Annotated in this window: 17 protein-coding genes; 14 read left to right on the top strand and 3 right to left on the bottom strand. The window is 68.0% G+C overall.

Translation table 11 applies throughout. From position 1 onward, the window contains the following. Positions 1-125 precede the first annotated feature (125 nt). From ACFSJG_RS15010 to ACFSJG_RS15020, 3 genes are all read left to right on the top strand, one after another. Positions 126-539 carry a hypothetical protein gene (locus tag ACFSJG_RS15010; protein ID WP_378486038.1) on the top strand — a complete coding sequence of 138 codons (414 nt, stop codon included), beginning with the start codon at positions 126-128 and terminating at the stop codon, positions 537-539. Between the two features lie 242 nt (positions 540-781). After that, positions 782-1,318, top strand: coding sequence for a DUF222 domain-containing protein (locus tag ACFSJG_RS15015; protein WP_378486039.1), 537 nt, complete (start codon positions 782-784; stop codon positions 1,316-1,318). Beyond that, positions 1,315-1,956 (top strand): DUF222 domain-containing protein, encoded by a 642-nt coding sequence (locus ACFSJG_RS15020; RefSeq protein WP_378486040.1) that lies wholly within the window; start codon positions 1,315-1,317, stop codon positions 1,954-1,956. The genes ACFSJG_RS15015 and ACFSJG_RS15020 overlap by 4 nt, the downstream gene beginning before the upstream one ends. On the opposite strand, the gene ACFSJG_RS15025 is transcribed toward ACFSJG_RS15020, so the two are convergent. Both ACFSJG_RS15025 and ACFSJG_RS15030 read right to left on the bottom strand, forming a co-directional pair. Beyond that, positions 1,937-2,371, bottom strand: coding sequence for a hypothetical protein (locus ACFSJG_RS15025; protein WP_378486041.1), 435 nt, complete (start codon positions 2,369-2,371; stop codon positions 1,937-1,939). The two genes, ACFSJG_RS15020 and ACFSJG_RS15025, sit on opposite strands and share 20 nt — an antisense overlap. Positions 2,372-2,537: 166 nt before the next feature. After that, positions 2,538-3,323, bottom strand: a complete 786-nt coding sequence (locus ACFSJG_RS15030) for a coniferyl-alcohol dehydrogenase (RefSeq protein ID WP_378486042.1) — start codon at positions 3,321-3,323, stop codon at positions 2,538-2,540. A 104-nt stretch (positions 3,324-3,427) separates the two neighbouring features. On the opposite strand from ACFSJG_RS15030, the gene ACFSJG_RS15035 reads away from it, so the two are divergent. The 6 genes from ACFSJG_RS15035 (at position 3,428) to ACFSJG_RS15060 (ending at position 9,903) form a co-directional block, all read left to right on the top strand. Further along, a complete protein-coding gene (locus ACFSJG_RS15035; RefSeq protein ID WP_378486043.1) occupies positions 3,428-4,636 on the top strand; it encodes a cytochrome P450 in 1,209 nt (402 codons plus the stop codon). Positions 4,637-4,697: 61 nt separating this feature from the next. After that, positions 4,698-5,504 (top strand): enoyl-CoA hydratase, encoded by an 807-nt coding sequence (locus ACFSJG_RS15040; protein WP_378486044.1) that lies wholly within the window; start codon positions 4,698-4,700, stop codon positions 5,502-5,504. Between the two features lie 47 nt (positions 5,505-5,551). Next, entirely contained in the window at positions 5,552-6,760 is a 1,209-nt protein-coding gene (locus ACFSJG_RS15045) for an amidohydrolase family protein (RefSeq protein ID WP_378486045.1), read from the top strand. 12 nt (positions 6,761-6,772) lie between these two features. Next, the gene (locus ACFSJG_RS15050) at positions 6,773-7,618 is read left to right on the top strand and encodes an amidohydrolase family protein (protein WP_378486046.1); all 846 of its coding nucleotides are present in this window, start codon (positions 6,773-6,775) and stop codon (positions 7,616-7,618) included. A 2-nt stretch (positions 7,619-7,620) separates the two neighbouring features. Beyond that, positions 7,621-8,703, top strand: coding sequence for an acyl-CoA dehydrogenase family protein (locus tag ACFSJG_RS15055; protein ID WP_378486047.1), 1,083 nt, complete (start codon positions 7,621-7,623; stop codon positions 8,701-8,703). Between the two features lie 18 nt (positions 8,704-8,721). Further along, entirely contained in the window at positions 8,722-9,903 is a 1,182-nt protein-coding gene (locus ACFSJG_RS15060; RefSeq protein ID WP_378486048.1) for an acyl-CoA dehydrogenase family protein, read from the top strand. Positions 9,904-9,955: 52 nt separating this feature from the next. Here the strand turns inward: ACFSJG_RS15060 and ACFSJG_RS15065 are convergent, their stop codons facing one another. Beyond that, entirely contained in the window at positions 9,956-11,176 is a 1,221-nt protein-coding gene (locus ACFSJG_RS15065; protein WP_378486049.1) for a CaiB/BaiF CoA transferase family protein, read from the bottom strand. A gap of 111 nt (positions 11,177-11,287) precedes the next feature. Here ACFSJG_RS15065 and ACFSJG_RS15070 point away from each other — a divergent pair, with 111 nt between their 5' ends. Genes ACFSJG_RS15070 through ACFSJG_RS15090 form a run of 5 tightly spaced genes read left to right on the top strand, consistent with a single transcriptional unit; the run spans position 11,288 to position 16,120 of the window. Further along, entirely contained in the window at positions 11,288-11,713 is a 426-nt protein-coding gene (locus tag ACFSJG_RS15070; protein WP_378486050.1) for a Zn-ribbon domain-containing OB-fold protein, read from the top strand. Then, a complete protein-coding gene (locus tag ACFSJG_RS15075) occupies positions 11,710-12,843 on the top strand; it encodes a thiolase family protein (RefSeq protein ID WP_378486051.1) in 1,134 nt (377 codons plus the stop codon). Before ACFSJG_RS15070 ends, ACFSJG_RS15075 begins: the two co-directional genes overlap by 4 nt. 21 nt (positions 12,844-12,864) lie before the next feature. Beyond that, on the top strand, positions 12,865-14,409 hold the full coding sequence (locus ACFSJG_RS15080) for an aldehyde dehydrogenase family protein (RefSeq protein ID WP_378486052.1): 1,545 nt from the start codon (positions 12,865-12,867) through the stop codon (positions 14,407-14,409). Between the two features lie 5 nt (positions 14,410-14,414). Beyond that, on the top strand, positions 14,415-15,263 hold the full coding sequence (locus ACFSJG_RS15085) for a mycofactocin-coupled SDR family oxidoreductase (RefSeq protein WP_378486053.1): 849 nt from the start codon (positions 14,415-14,417) through the stop codon (positions 15,261-15,263). Between the two features lie 32 nt (positions 15,264-15,295). Next, positions 15,296-16,120: an NAD(P)-dependent oxidoreductase gene (locus tag ACFSJG_RS15090; protein ID WP_378486054.1), complete on the top strand. Its 825-nt coding sequence runs from the start codon at positions 15,296-15,298 to the stop codon at positions 16,118-16,120. Positions 16,121-16,125 lie beyond the last annotated feature (5 nt).

The following is a 16,125-nucleotide window of genomic DNA, read 5'->3' on the forward strand; positions in this document are numbered from 1 at the left end:
GGTGAGCGGAGGCGTGCTGGGCGCAGTCGGGGAGACGGCAGATGTCCCGTCGTAGGGGTTGGTCGTGGCGATCGGCCGCGGCGGTGGTGGCGGCAACGGTTGCGACCGCGTGGCTGGCATGGGTCGTGAGCGCCGACCTTCGCCGCGCGCCCGATGCGGATTGCATCGCCGTCGATTCCAGCCTGATGGACTCGATCGCGAACCGGCCCGCCGCCGAACCACTCGAGCCGATCACTGCGGTAGCTGTTCACGACCCGTGGATACGCAGCAGAGGGTCTATGCCCTACGAGCATTACTACGTCATCGCCATGGAGTTTCAGAAGCCGGATGGATCGAACGTCGACGGCATCTGGGGAATGGGTACGAACTTGCCCCTTGTTGAGGGACAGGCCGTGACAGTCGTTCCAGGCGGTCCTTCGCTCGTGAGCGTCGATGACACAGCGAGACAGAACACCGTATGGCCCGACATCGAGATGTTCTTCCCCGAGGACGCCAATGCGGTCAAGGAGGCACGGCGTTGTCTGTCGTATGCGTCATGACGATCCTCGTCGGTGGTCGGTATCTGTTCCTGCGGACAGAGCGGTGAGTTGCTGCGCTTTGAGCGTGCCGTGATGTGGTTGCGCTACTTCCCGAGGATGCTGCGCGGGTCGATCCGTTTGTCTGTCCGCCGAACTTGTCGGTGGGATCGACTATAGTCGAATGTATGTTCGACTCAGGGGTGGAGTTGAGGGGTGGAGGGTCGCGCGACCGCAGGTCGCGGCCCGGATTGTCTGCGCCAGCGGTGACTGCGGTCGATGTGGCGTTGCTGGCTGAGATCAACGACTCCAGCCGGGCCGAGAATCGGGCGGCGGCCCGGAAGGTGCTGGCTGCGGGTGCACTGTGGGATGCGTCGATCGAACGGGACGTGGAACTGGGGTCGGGAAAGATCGCAGACTGCGGGAACGCGGCAATCGCGGAACTGGCTGTCCGACTGGGATGTTCGAAGGCCATTGCCGAATCATGGGCGGCGCTGGGCGTCGACCTCAGGTTGCGGCTGCCGAGGACGCGGGCTGCGTTCGAAGCCGGTGATCTGGATCTGGCGCGGGTGCGGGCGATCTCCCGGGAGACGACCGGTCTGTCGGTCGCAACCCTCGCGGTGTTGGAACCGCATCTGCTCGCGTCCGCTCGGCACCTGTCACCAGGGCCACTGGCCACCGAGATCGAACGCCTTGCTCTGGCGTGTGCGCCCGCTGAGGTGGCCGAACAGCGCGAGACCCGCAGGCGTGGCAGCGCCGGATCGTCAAACGGCGTGGTCGCGGCTGCGCGACTGTGGAGGTGACCGTGTCCCCCGAGGAGGGGGAGGCGGTCATGCAACTGCTCGGTGAGTTCGCGAGAACCGTGTGCGCGCAGGACCGACGCGGCGCCCAGGAGAAGTTGGTCGATTCGATCCTCGCACTGGTACATGGAGAGCCGTACCTGGCGTGCACATGCGGGCGAGACGACTGCGATGCACCCAAAGGTGATGCGCTGCCCGGGCGGCGCGCACCTCTGACTCAGATCACTCTCGACGTCGCAACCCTGCTCGGTCTGATGTCCGAGCCGGCGTACCTGCACGGGCACGGACTGATCGATCCGGAGTTGGCACGACAGCTCGCAGCGTCGGGGACGTGGCAGGCGATGCTCATCGAACTGCACGAGCTCGCTGACGAACTCGGCCTCGTCGATCATGCCGACGATCCACGCCATCCCGAAGCCGGGCCAGGCGACGAAGGAAGCGAGCATGGCGAGCCACTGCGATATTGCGTGCGGTCGTTCCTGGCTCGGGGCAAGCGCCTCGCCCGCGGGGCGGGTTCCGGCGCCGGCCGCATCGCCACCGGATTCGATGGACAGAGACGACGGCACGGACACTGCGTTGTCGAGCCTGGCCCCGACGGCTTGTACGAGCAGCCCGGGTGCATCACGACCACGCGGCCTTGACTCGCTGACGGTTTCGCAATTCGACGGTGCGCGGGTCGTGTCGTCGAGTGTCGGGACGATGGCTGACGCAATTCTCGCAGCCGTGCGCGCGAACCCGGGTCTCGCCAACGGTGTCTACCGAGACGGGCACGGCGGACTGCACGCCCCGCCAGCCGGGGCGCTGACGTACCGGCCCAATGCGGAAACCGTGGCGCTCGTGCGCGCCCGGGATCGGCACTGCCGGTTCCCCGGTTGTCGCCGGCCCGCTGAGCAGTGCCAACTCGACCACATCGTCGAGTTCAACGTTCGCAATCCTCGCGCCGGTGGCTGGACAATCGTCGCGAACCTGCAGTGTCTCTGTGCCTTTCACCATCAGATGAAGACGCTCCGGTTGTGGGAGGTCGTCACCGTCGGTGGTCACGGGATTGCCGGTCACGCCCTGCTCTGGACCTCGACACTCGGATCCGCTGTCGTGACGCTCCCCGGTGGCGCGACCGGCACGCCAGCCGCTGGAGGATTGCGGCCCCGTATTCTCGGGCGACGTGCCGGTCGGCCGAGCGCTCTCGTCCTGCCGGCCGATCCGGAGCCGCCACCGTTCTGACTCACAGCTCGATCGGTGCACCCGCGACGATGGAGGCGAGGAAGCCGCCGTCCACCTCGAGGTTCTGGCCGGTGAGCCAGCGCGCCTCGGGGGAGCCGAGGAAGTCGATGGCGGGGACGATGTCGTCGACGGTCGCGTGCCGGCCAACCGTGGTGCGTACGTAGTCGAGTGTGTCCTTGCCCATCGACTCCTCGAAGTCCGCGAGGATCGGTGTCTCCACCGGCCCCGGGCTCACCGAGTTCACGCGCACGCCGTACTTCGCCCACGCGGGCCCGCTGACGCGCTTCACATAGGCGAGCGCCGCTTCTTTCGAGGTGTTGTACGCGGGGTATCCGGGTTCCTGGTCCGCGAGCCACCGGTCCACGGCGTCCGCGTCGCCGGCGGCGAGGAGTCCCTCGATGGCGTCGAGTCGCTGCTGCCAGGCCATGCCCGCCGTCGAGGCGACCACCACCACCGCGCCGCCCGGGTTGAGCAACGGCAGCATGCCCTCGACCATCAGGCGGGCGCCGAGGTAGTTGATCCTCAGCACGTCGCTGTCCGGCGCCGTTCCGGGCACGCCCGCCACGTGAGCGAGAAGATCCCAGCCGGGACCGATCGACTCGAGCAGTGCCGCGACCGCGTCGGCGTCGCGGAGATCCACCTGACGATGCTCGGAGGCCGGTGTCTCGTTCGGCCGGATGTCAACGGCGAGAACATGGTCCCCACGACCGTGGTAATGGGATGCGGTAGCCGCACCGATACCGGATCCGGCGCCGATCACGACGACTCTCCGCTGTGTCGCTCCCATGGGATCTCCGTTCCCTGCAGGTGTTGTATGGCACTATCGTAAGACTTACAGTAAAGCTTCGGGCGACCCCGGCGCAATGCGGGGATGCAGCACAGGAGGATGCCGTGACCGACACGAAGCTCGTCTTCGACCCCTTCTCCCGGGAGTTCTTCGACGACCCGTACGACACCTACGCGCGCATGCGGGACGAGGCGCCGGTCTACTACAGCGAGGAATACGACTTCTACGCGCTCAGTCGCCACGCCGACGTCGCCGCGGCATACCGGGACTTCGAGACGTACTCCTCCGCGTACGGCATCGATCTCGCCACGGTGCGGGAGGGAAAGATTCCGCCGCACAAGTCGTTGATCGTGCTGGATCCGCCGGAGCATCGGCACATGCGCAGGCTGGTCAGCAAGGTGTTCACCCCGCGGGCGATCGCCGAACTCCGGCCCATGGCGGAGGAGCAGATCGACCGCTTCCTCGGGCAGGTGGATGCGCGGAACTTCGATCTCGTGCAGGACTTCTCGGCACTCTTCCCGATCGAGATCATCTCGCAGATGCTCGGCGTGCCGACCGAGTCGCGCACCGAGGTACGACTGTGGACCGATGAGCTGCTGTACCGCGAGGTCGGCCAGATGGAGATGTCGGAGAAGGGTTTCAACGCGGTCGTGGAGCTCACGCGCTTCTACTACGGGTTGGCCGCGGATCGCCGCAAGAACCCACAGGACGACATGATCACGAGGTTGGTGCAGGCGGAGATCGAGCGTGAGGACGACGAGCCGCCGACCCTGAGTAACATGGAGATCGCGATGTTCGCGTCCCTGCTCGGCGGCGCCGGCGCCGAGACCGTGGCCAAGCTGATCGGCGGCGCCATGGTCACGTTCGCCCGGTTTCCCGACCAGTGGAAGAAGCTCCAGGCTGAACGCGACCGGATTCCCGACGCCGTCGAGGAACTCCTGCGGTACGAGTCGCCGAACCAGTACAACGTCCGCTACTCGCTCAAGGAGGTCACGCTGCACGGCGTGACCATCCCCGCGGGCAAGCCCGTTTTCCTCATGCTGGGGTCGGCGAACCGTGACCCCGACGTCTTCCCCGACCCCGACGTCCTCGACGTCGACCGCGATCGAATGGGTGCGCCGAGTCTCGCATTCGGCCTCGGGATCCACAGCTGCCTCGGCGCGTCGTTGGCGCGCATGGAGAGTGCGATCGCGCTGGAACGGCTCCTCGACTTCATGCCGGAGTACGAGGTCGACTTCGGCAAGTGCACCCGGGTCGCCATGCAGAACGTCGGCGGTTGGCACAACGTCCCGGTGTCGGTGGCAGCGCGGTGACCAGCCTGACCATGCGGCCCGAAGCCTTGCGGAACACACTACCGATAGGTATACAGTAAGTATGTCGAAAATGGTTGGTGAGCCCGCGGTGCGGTACGAGGGGTCCGCGACGGGGGTCGCCGTGCTCACTTTCAACCGGCCCGACCGCCTCAACGCGTGGGCCGCCGACATCGCTGCCGACTTCTACCGGCACATCGACCATGCGGAGGCCGACCCCGACGTGCGGGTCGTCGTGATCACCGGCGCCGGAAGGGGCTTCTGCGCAGGCGCTCACATGGGATCACTCGACCGGCTCGGGGAGTTGGACGGAGATGTCGACGTGAGCGCGGTGGTGGGGGACCGGCCGCCGCACTTCCTTCTCGAACTTCGGAAGCCCGTGATCGCCGCGATCAACGGGGCCTGCGTGGGAATCGGACTCACCCACGCACTCATGTGCGACGTCCGATTCGCCGCGGCCGGCGCGAAGTTCGCCGCCCCCTATGCGCGACGGGGCCTGATCGCCGAACACGGGATCTCCTGGATCCTCGCGCGGCTCGCCGGACCCGGTGTGGCACGCGAGCTGCTGCTGAGCGGGCGCACCTTCCCCGCAGAGGAGGCGCAGCGGCTCGGGCTGGTCACCGAGGTCGTGGCGGCGGACGAGCTGCTGCCGCGCGCACTGCGCTACGCAGAAGACCTCGCCGCGAACTGTTCTCCGGCCTCGCATCGCGTGATCAAGGGCCAGCTCGCGGCCGACGTCGACAGTGACGTCGCATCGGCCACCGAACGCGCGGAGAAGGCCATGGCCGAGTCGCTGACCCGGCCCGACGTGATCGAGGGGATCACGGCGTTCCTTGCGAAGCGCACCCCGGAGTTTCCCCCGCTGTCCTGACAGCACACCGACCATCGACCACCGACGAGCTGCACCCGGAGGACATCATGAACGAGCTCGGTTACCTGTCGATCGACGTCGACAACCACTACTACGAACCGCTCGACGCGTTCACCCGGCACCTGCCGAAAGAGTTCCGGCGCCGGGGCGTTCAGATCATGAAGGACGGGCGGCATTCGGTCGCGGTCATCGGGGAACGGGTCAACCACTTCATTCCGAACCCGACGTTCGACCCGATCATCGAACCGGGTTGCCTCGACCTGATGTTCCGCGGCCAGGTTCCGGAGGGCGTCGACCCGGTGTCGCTGATGAAGGTCGAGGAGCTCGACCTTCGGCCGGAGTACCAGAACCGCGATGCGCGGCTGAAGGTCCTGGCCGGTCAGCAGCTCGAATCGATCTTCCTGTTCCCCACATTCGGGTGCGGTGTCGAGGAAGCGCTGAAGAAGGACATCCCGGCCACCATGGCGTCCCTGCACGCCTTCAACCTGTGGCTGGACGAGGACTGGGGATTCGACCGCCCCGACCACCACGTCTACGCCGCCCCGATGATCTCGCTCGCCGATCCCGTCGCCGCCGCCGCGGAGGTGGACTTCGTACTGGAACGCGGCGCGCGCCTCGTGCACGTCCGTCCCGCGCCCGTCCCCGGCGAGGTCAAGCCCCGGTCACTCGGCCACCCCGACCACGATCCGGTGTGGGCGCGACTCGCCGAGGCCGGCGTACCCGTCGCCTTCCACCTCGGCGACAGCGGCTACCTGACCATCTCGGCGATGTGGGGTGGCAAGGAGAACTTCGAGGGATTCGGTTTCACCGACCCCTTCGACAAGATCGTCACCGACGACCGCGCGATCCACGACACCATCGCGTCGCTGATCGTGCACGGAGTCTTCACGCGGCATCCCGGACTTCGCGTGGCGAGCATCGAGAACGGCTCGGAATGGGTGCACCGGCTCGCGAAGAGATTGCGCAAGCTCGCCAACCAGTACCCGCGGGCGTTCGCCGCCGACCCGGTGCAGGAACTGCGTGAGCACGTATGGGTCGCTCCGTACTACGAGGAGGACGTCAAGCGGCTCGCCGGCGTGATCGGTGTCGAGCGGATCCTGTTCGGCTCGGACTGGCCGCACGGCGAGGGGCTCGAGACTCCGGTCTCCTACGCCAAGGACCTGTCGCCGCTCAACAGTGACGACGACATCGAGAAGGTCATGCGCACCAACGCGCTGGAGTACCTGGGTGTCCCCGTTCCGTCCGTCGCCCGATAACACGGAGTGTTCATGTCACGCAACGTGATCGACTGCCTCGTCAACGTCCACTTCGGGGAGACGCAGCAGCAGCCGGGATGGATGACGGCGGTCCGGGACAACTACTTCAAGGGCCCCACGTCCATGTTCGCCCCCGTCGATCTCGCCGAGTTGCTCGACGAGATGGACGAGCAGGGTGTACGCCGGGCGATCCTGATGGACTCCCTGGCGAAACCGTCCGTCACCGCACGCAAGTTCGCCGAGGCGCACCCCGACCGGTTCTCGCTCGGCATCGGAGGGGTCGACCTGCTTCGCCCCGTCGCATCATTGCGCGACCTGGCCGCGGTCGTCGCCGACCTGCCGGTGTCGTATGCGGCGGTGGGGCCGAGTTTCTGGGGCGACGGCATGTACCCGCCGAGCGACGCCGTCTACTACCCGCTGTACGCCAAGTGCGCAGAACTGGAGCTTCCCCTCTGCGTCAACACCGGGATCCCCGGGCCTCCGATTCCCGGTGAGGTGCAGAACCCCATCCATCTCGACCGGGTCTGCGTGCGGTTCCCGGAGTTGAAGCTCTGCATGATCCACGGCGCCGATCCGTGGTGGGATGTCGCGATCCGACTGCTCGTCAAGTACCCGAACCTGCGCTTGATGACGTCGGCGTGGTCGCCGAAACGGCTGCCCGAATCCCTCGTGCACTACATGCGAACCCGAGGCTCCGACAAGGTGATCCACGCGTCGGACTGGCCCGTCCTGACGATGCGCCGGGTCGTTCCCGAGGCGCGGGCGCTGGACCTGCCGCCGGACGTTCTGGACAAGTACCTCCACGACAACGCCCGGGAGTTCTTCTTCGGGTCCGACGCAATCGAACAGGAGAACTGACGATGGATCGGTACGAACTGCGCAGGGAGGACTACAGCCTGTCGGCCGACCAGACCGACCTGCAGGCCGCGTATGCCAAGTTCTTCCAACAGCACTCGACCATCGAGACCGTGCGGGCAGCGGAGGGCACCGGATTCGACCGCGACCTCTGGACCAGGCTCTGCGGAACGGGCGCGACCTCGATGGCGCTGCCCGAAGACGTGGGAGGGGACGGCGCGACCCTTGTCGACCTGACCTTGGTGGCGGAGGAGTTCGGGCGGTGGCTCGCGCCCGTTCCGTGGATCGACCACGTGGTCGGCTCGAGGCTTCTCGCCCGGCTGGATGCGCTCGGCGCCGCTGGTGCCGCGGGCGACGTCGTGTCGGGTGCGCGGATCGTCGCTGTCGACGCGCAGTTCGACGTCACGGTCGGGGCGAGGCTCGTCCCTGCCGGCGCGATCGCGGATCACGTGGTCGTGCGCGAGGGCGACGACGTCGTCCTGTTGACGTTCGACAACACGCCGTCGCGGGTCGACAACCTCGGGAAACTGCCGATGGCGTGGGTGGATCCGGCGTCCGCGAGCGCCCGAACGGTTGTCGCCAGCGGACCCGACGCCGTCGCCGCGTACCTGCGTGCCCTCGACGAGTGGCGCGTGCTGACGGCAGCCGCGCTGGTGGGCCTGGTGGAGCAGACGATGCGGATCGCGGCCGAGTTCGCGACCACCCGCTACACCTACGGCGTGCCGATCTCGTCACTTCAGGCGATCTCGCACCCGCTGGCCAACATGGCGATCACCGTCGAGGGTGGGCGTGCGCTTGCCCGCAAGGCCGCGTGGTTCCTCGACGTCGAGCCGGAGGTGCGACCCGAACTGGCGGGCGCGGTGTTCGTGTTCATGGCCGAGGAGGCGCCTCGCGCGGCGACTCTCGCGGTGCACGTCCAGGGCGGTCTCGGCGTGACCACCGAGGCCGCGGCCACGGCGTACCTCGTCCGGGCACGTGGCTGGGCGTTGGCTGGCGGTGACCCGGCGGCGACGGCCAAGCGGGTCGCGCACCTGGTCGCCTCGCGTCCCGTTGATGTTTCGTCCGTACCCGCAGTCGCTGCGGTGTAGGTGAAAGGCTGAGTATCGATGGACTTTTCACGCGTTGCACTCACCGCAGACGAGCAGTCCTTCCAGGACGAGATCCGCGACTTTCTCGACACACACGTCACCGACGACGTTCGGCGCCGTGATCGCGAGACCGGCGACAACTTCGACGAGGCCGTGCACCTCGCGATGGGCGCGGCCGGCTACCTCGAACGGGAGTACCTCCCCGAGGACAGGGGCGGTTTCGACAGGGTTCGGCGGCGCCTGTGGGAACTGGAGAAGCGGCGCGTCCATGTCCCCTGGGTGACCTGGGGAACCACCCTCATCGTGGCCCGGTCCGTCGAGACGTACGGGTCGCCGGAGATCCGTGACGAGGTGATGCCGAAGGTCATGAGCGGCCACGTGCGTCTGTGCCTCGGATACACCGAACCCGACGGTGGCTCGGACGTGGCGACCTGCAAGACACGCGCGGTCCGCGACGGTGACGACTGGATCGTCAACGGCTCCAAGATGTTCACCACCGGAGCGCACAACTGCCAGTACGTCTTCCTGATCACCAACACCGATCCGGACGCCCGCAAGCACAAGAGTCTGACAATGTTCCTGGTGCCGCTCGACCTGCCGGGCATCGAGATCCAGCCGCTGTGGACGGTCGACGGCGACCGCACGAACATCGTCTACTACAGCAACGTGCGTGTCCCCGACAGGTACCGGCTCGGCGACGTGAACGAGGGCTGGACAGTGCTCCGCGGTCCACTGGACACCGAGCACGGCGTCACGGCACCGAATCCGGACGGACTGTCGGACGTCTCGATCCTCCAGCACCAGGGCTCGTTCATGGCTGCGGTGCTCGACCGGGTGTCGTCGGTGGTGGGCCGAGAGGACGTGACCGGACTACGCCGAGTCGACGACGGATCGGTCGCGTACCGGCTGGGACACAGTGTCGCCCGGGTCGAGTCCGCGCTCAGCACCCCGAACATGTACGGCCGGGTGGCGTTGGCGCAGGCGATGCGGGACGTCGCACCCGAACTGATGGATGTGCTGGGGTCGGCGTCCGTCCTGCCGATCGAGACGGACGGCGCGATCGACGACGGTGCGAGCGGCTACCTGTTCCGGTGGGCGCCGCTGTGCGGCGTCTACGGCGGCACCCTCGACGTCTTCCGCAACATGATCGCGCAGCACGCACTGGGGCTCGGGAAACCGAGCTACGCCCGGTCCCGCTGACCGAGGGCATCGCGTCAGGGCCGGCACCCCAGGGGGTGCCGGCCCCGACGTTCTAGAGGACCGCGCCGGACACCTTCGCGGCGATGATGTCGTCCCACGACATGCCCAGCTCCTCGAGGATCTGGTCGGTGTGTTCGCCGTGCTCCGGGGAGCGGGCCGGGGTCGCGGGCTTCTGGTCGAACTGGACGGGGGCGGCCACCGTTCGGTACACGGCGCCGTCGGCGTCCGGCACGCTCATCAGGTAGTTGTTCGCGACGGCCTGCGGATCGTCGAGCACCTCCGCGGGCGAGGCGATCGTCGCCCACACGCCGGGTTCGTCGCCGAGAATCTTCTGCCATTCGACGAGGTCACGCTCGGCGAAGATCCCGCGGAGGACGACCGTCGCCTCGTCCTTGTTCAGCGTGAGGTTCGCGAGTGGGGTGAAGAGTTCGTCGTCGGCGAGATCGGGGCGGCCGATGCGCTCGCAGAACCCGCGCCAGTACCGGTCCGCCTGGAGGAAGACGAGTTGCACCCAGCGTCCGTCCCGGGTCTTGTAGCGGTTGACCGCGGGGTTGGGGGCGTCGCCGGGGGCGTACGGCGGGATGCGGTCGATGCCGAAGTAGTCGGCCGCCGCGATGTCCGGGGCGACGGCCCACATCCCCTGGGCCAGCAGGGAACCGTCGACGACGGGCGCGTGGCCGGTGCGCTCGCGATGGAACAGCGCGGCGGTGATGCCGCCGGCGAGGGTGCTGCCGCCCTGTAGGTCGCCGAACGCGGGGCCCTGCGCGAAGGGAAACTCCGCTCCGTCGGGGGTGAGCGCGTAGGCGACGCCGCCGCGGGCGGTGTACCCGGACGCGTCGAATCCGCCGCGGTCGCGATCGGGACCTGCCGGACCCTGCCCGCTGCCGCGTGCGATGACCACGTTCGGGTTGAACTCGCGGATCTTCTCGATGGTCAGACCCGCCCGGTCCAGGGCGCCGGGTAGCCAGTTGGTCAGCAGCACATCGGCTTTGGCGATGAGCTTACCGAGGATGGCGAACCCCTCCTCTGTCTTGACGTCGATGGCGATGCTGCGCTTGCCGTGGTTGCCGATCTCCATCATGAAATTGGCCTTCACTCGGGAATCCTCGGGTTGCAGGCCCCCGACGGTGAGGTAGCGGCACGGGTCGCCGCCGCGGGTGTCCTCGACCTTGATCACGTCGGCCCCCCAGTCGCGCAGAATCGCTCCCGCGCTGGGGACGTATGTCCACGATGCGAGCTCCACGACGACGACACCACGCAGTAGATCGGACATTCGAGTCCCCTTTCCGAAGACGTGTCTCTGCACTGTTGATTGATAGTACTGTAAGACTTACAGTGAGACGTCCGGTCGACAGTGTCAGAACCCGGGAAAGCGAGGCGTGAGGTGGACAAGTCGGTTCCGATTCCCGATGCGGTCACCGCGTTCTACTGGGAGGCCGCCTGTCGCGGCGAACTGGTGGTGCAGGGCTTCGAAGGGAGCGACGTCCTACAGTTCCCGCCGCAACCCGTCGCGGAGGGAGTGCCCGGGCCGGTCGGTGCGAGCATCCCGGTTCCGGTGAGTGGTCGCGGGAGCCTCTACGCGTACACGGTGCTGCACCAGGCATTCCATCCCGCCTATGCCGATTCCGGTCCGCTCGTGCTGGCGCTGACCGAACTGGACGACGCGCCCGGGATACGCATTCTGACGAACCTGGTGGAGGTGGATCCGTCCGAGCTGGTGGTGGACATGGCGCTGGAAGTGGTGTTCGAGGACCGCGGGGAGTTCCGGATTCCGCAGTTCCGGCCCGTACGCGAGGAGGGGACCGCATGAGTCGAACCCGTGCCGCGGTCGTGGGCGTCGGATACTCGACCATCCACCGGGAGAAGGGTGTCGACGTGCGGCCACTGGTCGTGGACGCATGCCGAGCGGCGATCTCGGACGCCGGACTCGCGGTCCGCGACGTCGAGGGGATCTTCGAGTACGCCGGAGACGAGGGCGCCCAGGACATCCAGCGCATGCTCGGCATCGAGAACCTCGCCACCTACGCCGACTACACCGCCCGTTGCCCGTCGGCGATCACCGCCGCCCTCGGCGCCGAAATGGCGGTGCTGTCCGGCGCGTGCGAGGTGGCTCTGGTCGTCCGGTCGGTGACCCGCGAATGGGGCACCATGAGCGGGCAGCGACTGCCCACCGCCGCCGGGCCTGCCCAGTTCGAACTGCCGTACGGCGTGATGGGCGGCGTCATCCCCGTCATGGGGATGCGGAAGCAGCGTCGACTCGCCGAGTTCGGCGGCACCGAGGACCAGTACGCGCACGTCACGGTGGGAGCGCGAAAGTGGTCCGCGCTCAACGAGCGCGCGGTCCTGCGCGACCCCGTCACCGCGGACGACTACTTCGGCTCCCGGTTCGTTGCCGAACCGCTCCGGCTGCTCGACTGCGACTACCCCGTGACCGGCGCCTGCGCCGTGGTCGTCACGACGGCCGAGCGGGCCGCCGACCTCGCGCAGCCGACGGTGCTCATCGACGCCAGCTCGATGGGGACGGGTCGTCGTGCCGACTGGACCTACACCCCGGACTTCGTCTTCGGCGGCACCCAGGCGTGCGCCGACACCATGTGGCGCAAGTCGACCGTGACACCGGCCGACGTCGACGTCGCCGAACTGTACGACGGGTTCACCCACATCGCGATCTCCTGGACCGAGGCACTCGGCTTCTGCGGACCGGGCGAGTTCGGGGACTGGGTGGACAAGGGCGACACCATCGGCCCCGGCGGAGCGCTGCCGCTCAACACCACAGGCGGCCAGCTGGCCGAGGGCCGCCTGCACGGGCTCAGCTTCCTGGCGGAGGCCGTGCTGCAACTGCGCGGCCAGGCCGGTGTCCGGCAGGTGCCCGGGGCGCGGGTGTCCGTCGTGGCCAACGGCTTCGGACCACAGTGCGCGTCGATGGTGCTGACGCGGTGACTTTCGGATGAGGAGGATGCGGTGACGGATGTGGGCACCGAGGCGGTGACGAGTGTCGAATTGGGACGCCGTGCGGCCGCCAGGAGCGAGGCGCGGATGCTCGTCGACGGCGACCTGGTGGAGGCCACCGGTGGAGCGACGTACGACAACCACAGTCCGGCGACAGGCTTGGTCCTCGGGCAGGCGGCGGCAGCCACCGCCGTCGACATGGACCGGGCGATCGGCGCCGCGCGACGAGCGTTCGACGAGTCGGCGTGGTCGAGGGACCGCGAGCTGCGGAAGCGGTGCCTCCTCCAACTCCAGGACGCGCTCGAGTCCGAGAAGGAGGACCTGCGCGAGGAACTCGTCGCCGAGGTCGGCTGCCCGGTGATGTCCACCGCCGACGCCCAGCTCGACTGGCCACTGGCCGACGCGCTGCGCTACCCCACGTCGCTCGTCGACGACTTCCCGTGGGAACGCACCCTCGACGGCGGGGGACTGTTCGGCCCACGCAACGTCCGCGTGGTGACGAAGGAACCCGCAGGCGTCGTCGCGGCGATCACGCCGTCCAACTACCCGGTCGAGGTGATCCTCAACAAACTCGGCCCTGCTCTCGCCGCCGGAAACACGGTGGTGCTCAAGCCCGATCCCCACACCCCGTGGAACGCGGCCCGGCTGGGCAGGCTCGTCGCCGAACGAACCGATGTCCCGGCCGGCGTGCTGAACGTCGTGACCACCCCCGACAACGCGGTCGCCGGCCTCCTCGCCTCCGACCCCCGCGTCGACCTGGTCTCGTTCACCGGCTCGACCGCGGTCGGCAGGCAGTTGATGCGCGTCGGCGCGGAGACGATGAAGCGCACGTTCCTCGAACTGGGCGGCAAGTCCGCGCTGATCGTCCTCGACGACGCAGACCCGGCGAAGGTGACGATGGCCGCGATCGGTGCGTGCGCGCACGCCGGGCAGGCCTGCGCCGCGAACACCCGTGTCCTGGTGCACCGTTCGCTCTACGACCAGGTCGTCGCGAACGTGACGGCCGCGTACGCGGCGATTCCGGTGGGTGATCCGGCGCTGCCGGGGACGTTCGTGGGTCCGTTGATCAGCGCCGCGCAGAAGAGCCGCGTGGTGGCGGTCCTGGAGCGGGCACGTCACGACGGCGCCGAGTTCCGCGTCGGTGGGGGTGACGTGCCGGGGCTCGCGGATCACCTGTCGGGCGGTCATTTCGTGGCACCCACCGTCGTCACCGGTGTCGACAACAGCTCCGCGATCGCGCAGGAGGAGATCTTCGGTCCGGTTGTCGTGCTGATTCCGTTCGAGGACGACGACGAGGCCGTGCGGATCGCCAACGACAGCGCCTTCGGCCTAGCCGGGGCCGTCATGTCGGGGTCGATCGAGCGGGGCATGGCGGTGGCCCGCCGCATCCGCACCGGCGCGCTCGGTGTCAACGGCGGGATGTTCTACGGCGCCGACGCACCGTTCGGCGGCTACAAGAACAGCGGCGTCGGACGACAGTGCGGCCTCGAGGGATTCGAGCAGTACCTGGAAACCAAGACCATCGGCTGGCGGCGGCCGAGGACGACGAAGGAGTGAGAAGCATGGGACAGCTCGACGGCAAGGTCGCGATCGTCTCGGGGGCCGCACGTGGCCAGGGACGATCCCACGCGATTCATCTCGCCGCGCAGGGTGCGAGCATCATCGCCCTCGACCTGTGCGCAGACCTCGACGGCAACACCTACCCGCTGGCCCGGCCCGACGACCTGGCCGAAACCGCCAGGTTCGTCGAGAAGGAGGGCGTGCGGGTGCACACCGTCGTCGCGGACGTCCGCGAACGGCGTGACGTCTGGAACGCGATCGCCGAGGGAGTGGAGCGCCTCGGCCAGCTCGACGTCGTCGTCGCCAACGCAGGGATCTGCCCGATGGGCGCGGGCCAGACGCTGCAGTCGTGGTCCGACACCATCGACACCGACCTCTCCGGTGTCTTCAACGTCATCCAGGGGAGCCTCCCGCACCTCGGATCGGGTGGTTCGATCATCGCGACGGGCTCGCTGGCCGCGCAGCTCGGCAGCGCCACCAACCAGGGGCCCGGCGGATCGGCGTACAGCCTCGCCAAGCAGCTCGTGGCTCGCTACGTCAACGATCTGGCGGTCCAGTTGGCGCGCAAGAACATCCGTGTCAACGCGGTCCATCCCACGAACGTGAACACCGACATGCTGCACAACGAGGGTATGTACAAGGTGTTCCGGCCCGATCTCGAGCACCCCACCCGCGAGGACGCCGAGATCGCGTTCCCTGCCATGCAGGCCATGAAGGTTCCGTACATCGAACCCAGCGACGTCTCCGAGGCGGTGGTGTTCCTGGCGACGGACGCGTCCCGGTACATCACGGGCACACAGTTGCGGATCGACGCGGGCGGCTACGTCAAGCAGATTCCCTGGCGGGGATGAGGGTGGGAATCAGCACGGAAGGGGTGAGGGTGGTGAGCAGGGCAGGTGCAGGCACCGTCGTCGGATTCATCGGCGCGGGTCAGATGGGTGAGCCCATGGTGCACCGGTTGCTGGGCGCCGGGCACAAGGTAGTGGTCTACGCGCGGAGGGCAGAGGTCCGTCAGCGGCTCGCGGACGCGGGCGTGTCCGTGGCGGATTCAGTGGCGGACGTCGCCGCGCAGGCCGATGTCCTCGTCCTCTGCCTGTTCTCGGACGCGCAGCTTCGCGAGGTGGCGAGCGGTGAGACCGGGTTCATGGCGAACGCGAAACCCGGTGCCGTCGTGGTCTCGCACGTGACCGGCAACGTCGCGACTCTCGAGGCGCTGGTCGCGGATCACCCGGATGGGCCGAGTGTCGTGGATGCACCGGTCAGCGGTTCGGCCGACGACATCTCCGCAGGGAAGCTCACCGTGCTCTTGGGGGGTGCCGAAGGCTCGGTTGAGCGTGCCGAGTCGGTGCTCGTCGCCTACGCCGACCCGATCGTCCGGACCGGCGGGCTCGGGTCGGCACTGAACCTGAAGCTCGTCAACAACGTCCTGTTCGCCGCAAACGCCCAACTCGTCGCCGCTGCCGTCGAACTCGGGCAGAAGCTCGGTATCGGGGACGCGGAACTGCTGTCGGCCGTCGCGCTGTCCAGCGGCCGCAGTCATGCCCTGAACTCGGTGAAGCTGCTCGGCGGGCTGGACCGATTCGGGGCGGTCGCGGCGCCGTTCCTGCGCAAGGATGTCGCCGCGTGCGCGACGGCGGCCGACGCGGCGGGCATCGAGCTCGGCTGGCTGCGGTCGGTCGTGGACTCCGGGCCGCTCGACCTGTCGTGAAGGGG

It is taken from the genome of Rhodococcus gannanensis (assembly GCF_042681175.1).
In the GTDB taxonomy this organism is placed as follows: domain Bacteria; phylum Actinomycetota; class Actinomycetes; order Mycobacteriales; family Mycobacteriaceae; genus Rhodococcus_G; species Rhodococcus_G gannanensis.

What these genes read in the sequence shown, in the direction of transcription:
- ACFSJG_RS15045 (WP_378486045.1), top strand. Translation starts at nt 5,552, where the DNA reads ATGAACGAGCTCGGTTACCTGTCGATCGACGTCGACAACCACTACTAC.
- ACFSJG_RS15065 (WP_378486049.1), bottom strand. Translation starts at nt 11,176, where the DNA reads ATGTCCGATCTACTGCGTGGTGTCGTCGTCGTGGAGCTCGCATCGTGG.
- ACFSJG_RS15060 (WP_378486048.1), top strand. Translation starts at nt 8,722, where the DNA reads ATGGACTTTTCACGCGTTGCACTCACCGCAGACGAGCAGTCCTTCCAG.
- ACFSJG_RS15030 (WP_378486042.1), bottom strand. Translation starts at nt 3,323, where the DNA reads ATGGGAGCGACACAGCGGAGAGTCGTCGTGATCGGCGCCGGATCCGGT.
- ACFSJG_RS15050 (WP_378486046.1), top strand. Translation starts at nt 6,773, where the DNA reads ATGTCACGCAACGTGATCGACTGCCTCGTCAACGTCCACTTCGGGGAG.
- ACFSJG_RS15085 (WP_378486053.1), top strand. Translation starts at nt 14,415, where the DNA reads ATGGGACAGCTCGACGGCAAGGTCGCGATCGTCTCGGGGGCCGCACGT.
- ACFSJG_RS15075 (WP_378486051.1), top strand. Translation starts at nt 11,710, where the DNA reads ATGAGTCGAACCCGTGCCGCGGTCGTGGGCGTCGGATACTCGACCATC.
- ACFSJG_RS15040 (WP_378486044.1), top strand. Translation starts at nt 4,698, where the DNA reads ATGTCGAAAATGGTTGGTGAGCCCGCGGTGCGGTACGAGGGGTCCGCG.
- ACFSJG_RS15055 (WP_378486047.1), top strand. Translation starts at nt 7,621, where the DNA reads ATGGATCGGTACGAACTGCGCAGGGAGGACTACAGCCTGTCGGCCGAC.